This is a genomic window from Microcystis sp. M165S2, assembly GCF_020245885.1.
GTDB lineage: Bacteria > Cyanobacteriota > Cyanobacteriia > Cyanobacteriales > Microcystaceae > Microcystis.
Genome location: NZ_JADBTZ010000368.1, coordinates 1 through 4,136, shown reverse-complemented (window position 1 = coordinate 4,136; position 4,136 = coordinate 1). Strand labels below are relative to the sequence as shown.

4 protein-coding genes and 1 pseudogene are annotated in these 4,136 nt (G+C 42.9%); 4 read left to right on the top strand and 1 reads right to left on the bottom strand.

From position 1 onward, the window contains the following. Window positions 1–381: 381 nt before the first annotated feature. A complete protein-coding gene (locus IM479_RS18235) occupies window positions 382–1,287 on the bottom strand; it encodes a metal ABC transporter permease (protein WP_286824562.1) in 906 nt (301 codons plus the stop codon). A 134-nt stretch (window positions 1,288–1,421) separates the two neighbouring features. On the opposite strand from IM479_RS18235, the gene IM479_RS18230 reads away from it, so the two are divergent. The 4 genes and pseudogenes from IM479_RS18230 to IM479_RS18215 all read left to right on the top strand — a co-directional run. Continuing rightward, complete coding sequence (locus IM479_RS18230; RefSeq protein ID WP_286824561.1) at window positions 1,422–1,940, top strand: cofactor assembly of complex C subunit B; 519 nt, start codon at window positions 1,422–1,424, stop codon at window positions 1,938–1,940. A 7-nt stretch (window positions 1,941–1,947) separates the two neighbouring features. Continuing rightward, window positions 1,948–2,364, top strand: coding sequence for an acyl-CoA thioesterase (locus tag IM479_RS18225; protein WP_287076532.1), 417 nt, complete (start codon window positions 1,948–1,950; stop codon window positions 2,362–2,364). A 3-nt stretch (window positions 2,365–2,367) separates the two neighbouring features. Beyond that, on the top strand, window positions 2,368–2,997 hold the full coding sequence (locus tag IM479_RS18220; protein ID WP_287686052.1) for a DUF1361 domain-containing protein: 630 nt from the start codon (window positions 2,368–2,370) through the stop codon (window positions 2,995–2,997). Between the two features lie 125 nt (window positions 2,998–3,122). Continuing rightward, window positions 3,123–4,004 (top strand): annotated as a pseudogene (locus IM479_RS18215) (aromatic ring-hydroxylating dioxygenase subunit alpha); the annotation flags it as partial. Window positions 4,005–4,136: the final 132 nt, after the last annotated feature.

The window sequence follows — 4,136 nt, the reverse complement described above, 5'->3', positions numbered from 1 at the left end:
TGTCATCCGTTATGATAATTGTACCAGAAGGCAATTGATAACCTGTTAAATTCCCTTGTTTCCACCATCTCCAAGCCGTTCGATAACTTATTCCTGCTTTTTTTGCATAGTCTGATAGTTTCATGTCTATATATTACCATGGCTGACTATATCTGACTATATTTGTATTGAAACTTTACAATACCATTTTTCAAAAACTGTGGCATACTTAAGGCGTTTCTCATAAAGATGAAGTATAACTGGAGAGGGCATCCTCTGCTGTCTCCCGTCTCGACTAGGAAATTAATTTTGTCCGACTACTTATAGCAGTTATCAGTTTTTTAGTCGTCAGTCGTCGGCTTTTTTTGATCACTTGCCAAAAACCCAACCTTCTGCTGCAAACTAACGTCGTCTCAACAAATTTTTCATCTCTCCCCAGATAGAAAGTTGACCACCTAGACTAGAGGGATGAGTGAAAATTCCCTGACGGGGACTGAATAAAAAGGCCAACATAAATAGGGTAAAAGCGACAAGCACGATCGCCGGTCCAGAGGGTAAATTCCAGTAATAACTTAAATACATCCCACTGATACTAGAAATAATCCCCACACCCACACCTAAACCCATGACTTGATGGAGACGGGTAACTAAAAGATAAGCAGTGGCCGCGGGGGTAATCAAAAGGGACAAAACGAGGATTACTCCCACTGCTTGGAGACTAGCAACGATTGTCAGACCAATCAGGAGCATTAAGCCTAAATCTAATAAATTTACTGGTAAACCCGCCGCTTGCGCCCCGATTTTGTCGAAAGTGTAGAATAATAGTTCTTTATACAGGAGCAAAACGGTTAACAAAACGATAACGGCAAGAATTAGGGTATCGCGGATGTCGGCAGCAGTAACACCCAGAATATTGCCGAAGAGAAAGTGATTAAGGTCAATTTTGTTGTTTTTTTGGATGAGAGTGATCAGGGTGATGCCAAGGGCAAAAAAAGCCGAGAAAACGATACCCATGGCCGCATCTTCTTTGATTGGGGAACGATTACGGATCAAGTTAATCAGTAGGGTACTGACCATTGAGGCTAGTAAAGCACCCAGTAGCAGATTAAAATTACCAATAAAAGCGATCGCTAATCCGGGTAAGACCGAGTGACTGATGGCATCGCCCAAGAGGGCCAAACGTTGTACCATCAGGTAGGTTCCCACCACCGCACAAATGATCCCGACGATGATAGCTTCAATTAGGGATCTCTGCATGAAACTATACTGTAAGGGTTCGATTAATCCTGTTAATAGATTGTTGCCCATGAATCTGCCTTGGGGTGAAATTTTTCTGATTCTCGATCGAGGTTTTGCTCCTAGGGTCTATCTTCTGATCGGGGGAGAAGATAGGTTAGGATAATTAGGATTAATTGTAAGTTTTTTCGCTCCTAACCGCCGCCATGGATACCCCCGTTCTTTCCTCAACTTTTTTTCTGACTCTCCTGCTCATGGTGGGATTATTCTTTTTTATTCGCGGTTCCGTCAAAGAGCGTATCGAACAGCGTGTCTATCTTACCAGTACCAGTGACGACCAACTATTAGAACAACTGCGAGATTATTTTGACCGACGTTCCTATCAAGTCAAGGCGATCGAACCCGAACAGAATATTGTCAGATTACAGGGTTTTGTGCCGCCTAGCCCCTTTCTAGCGATATTTTTGACAATTTTGGCGGCCTTGGGTTTATTTTGCTTATCGCTGGTGTTATCGCTGTTATTTCCCGATACTAATCCCTATATTTTTGCTCTTGTGGGTTTATCTCCCCTCGCGGGGGTTTTCTATTGGCAAAAAGTCGGCCGTTTAGAAGAAGTGGCTTTTAAAGTAGAAAGCAAATCTCAGCAAACGGAATTAACTGTAAAAGCCCATCGGGACGAGTTAAGACAACTACAAGATAGTTTAACCTTTCTAGAAAGACAATAAGCTTTTTATGTCCTACGAGCGCCTAATTTATCTGGCCGATACCGATGCGGCCGGTGTGGTTTACTTTGCCCATCTTCTCTCGATCTGTCATCAAGCCTACGAGTTTTCTTTAGCACAATTTGGCATCAATATCAAGGATTTTTTGAAAGATTCTCCGGTTGCCCTACCGATTACTCAAGCGGAAATCCAGTTTTTTCGGCCCCTTTTTTGTGGCGATCGCATACAGATTGATTTCACTGCCCGATCCCTGAGCGAAAACGAGTTTGAATTGCAGTATAAAATTTATTTGGCTGAAATCATGGTCGCAAAAGCGAAAACTCGCCATGTCTGCATCGCTCCCACCGCTAGACAAAGAATCCCTTTCCCGGAATCTTTAAAAAATTGGTTAAGATATTTATCAACCCTAGAGGAGACTGGTATTTAAGGGATGATTTGGGCAGATTTAACGATAATTTTAACTAGGGATTGGTGGCACAATGCTTGGCAATTATTTAACCTTAGCACCGGGAGGATTATCTGGAATTCTTTTCTGGCTTTTATCCCCTTTATCCTTAGCTTTTGGCTATTTCGGATCGCCCTCGATCGTTCCCTACTCTGGTGGTTAAGTCTCTTAGTTTTCCTGCTTTTTTTACCCAATGCTCCCTATATTCTCACCGACAGCATTCATTTAATCGCCTATCTTCAGCAGGATTACGCCAAAAGTTTAATTTTTTTAGTTTTAATCCCCCAGTATAGCTTCTTTATTTTTATGGGCTTTCAGCTATACGTTCTCTCCTTACTTAATTTAAAAAGTTATTGTCAGCAAAGTCAGCTAAATTCAGCAGTTTTACCCCTAGAAATAATTCTCCATTTTTTAAGTGCGATCGGTATCTATTTAGGACGGTTTCTCCGACTGAATAGTTGGTATCTAGTCACTCAACCGCAGCAACTATTCTGGAGTTTGCAGAATTTACTGACTCAAAAACCTTTGATATTCATCTCTGTCTGTTTTTTAATTATTTGGGTACTATACGAAATCAATAAAAGGCTTTACAATCGATTTTTTGGCTACAATTAACACCTATCGGGGATTTCCACCCTCTCCTAGTCTCTTTCGGATTAATTAAAAGATAGTAGGAAGACAGAGATCAATTTGCCGCACCGATATATGATGATGATCAATATTTTTTCTCTCTCATCGCCATGACGAGCGCTGATCAATCTCAACCCCTCCCTAGGGATGACTGTTTTCACTACCAAAATTGTTGGTATCCTGTGTTATTCGTGCAGGATTGGCAAAAAAATCCCTACTCTTTCTCTCTTTATGGGCAACCATTGCTAATATTTCGCGATCAGCAGGGAAAATGGGGCTGTTTGCTCGATCGCTGTCCCCATCGCTTGGCTAAACTCTCCACAGGACAGATGATCGCTGGGCGTTTAGAATGTTTGTACCATGGTTGGCAGTTCGAGACGGATGGAAAATGTTCCCATATTCCCCAACTGCCAGTCAATACCCCGATTCCTCGCAATGCCAAGGTTAAATCCTATAGGGTGGTGGAACGTCAGGGAGTCCTCTGGGTTTGGTTAGGAGAACAGGAAACAGCGAAAGAAAGCGATATTCCTATCATCAAAGACCTAGAAGACCCCAATTGTGTCCATACCGATTATGTCATCGATTTTCCCTACGAACAGGGCTATTTACTCGAAAATCTCCTCGATCCCGCCCATGTTAATATTAGCCATGATCGCAGCGAATTCGGGGCAAAACGGGAAAATGCTCAACCTTTAGCCTTCCAAATCCTCGAAATCTCGGCGCGGGGAATTCGCAGTCAGTGGCGCAATAGCCGCAATCCGCAGGAAAGCTGGAAATATCTGGATTTTCTGGCCCCTAATCTCGTTCATTATCGTTTTTCTCTGCCTAATCCCGATTGGTATGCTGGATTGGCTTTATACGGGATTTCTCTCGGTCAAGGTCGTTCTCGCTTACTGATGCGACGTTACCAAAATTTTGCCGTTAACTCCCGTCAATACCGTTGGCGCTGGTTGGAACATCTGCGTCAAAGTCGCATCCTCGAAGTTGACATCCTCACCGCCGTAAACGGACGGTGATTCCCAAACCTCACGATTTAGGTTTCTGCTTCTTTCCCTTGCGGGGTTCCGCACCTGCCTTAACAGATTTACTCTGTTCTGGTCTTATGGTCGCTCTACAGACTGACA

What these genes read in the sequence shown, in the direction of transcription:
- IM479_RS18225 (WP_287076532.1), top strand. Translation starts at nt 1,948, where the DNA reads ATGTCCTACGAGCGCCTAATTTATCTGGCCGATACCGATGCGGCCGGT.
- IM479_RS18235 (WP_286824562.1), bottom strand. Translation starts at nt 1,287, where the DNA reads ATGGGCAACAATCTATTAACAGGATTAATCGAACCCTTACAGTATAGT.
- IM479_RS18220 (WP_287686052.1), top strand. Translation starts at nt 2,368, where the DNA reads ATGATTTGGGCAGATTTAACGATAATTTTAACTAGGGATTGGTGGCAC.
- IM479_RS18230 (WP_286824561.1), top strand. Translation starts at nt 1,422, where the DNA reads ATGGATACCCCCGTTCTTTCCTCAACTTTTTTTCTGACTCTCCTGCTC.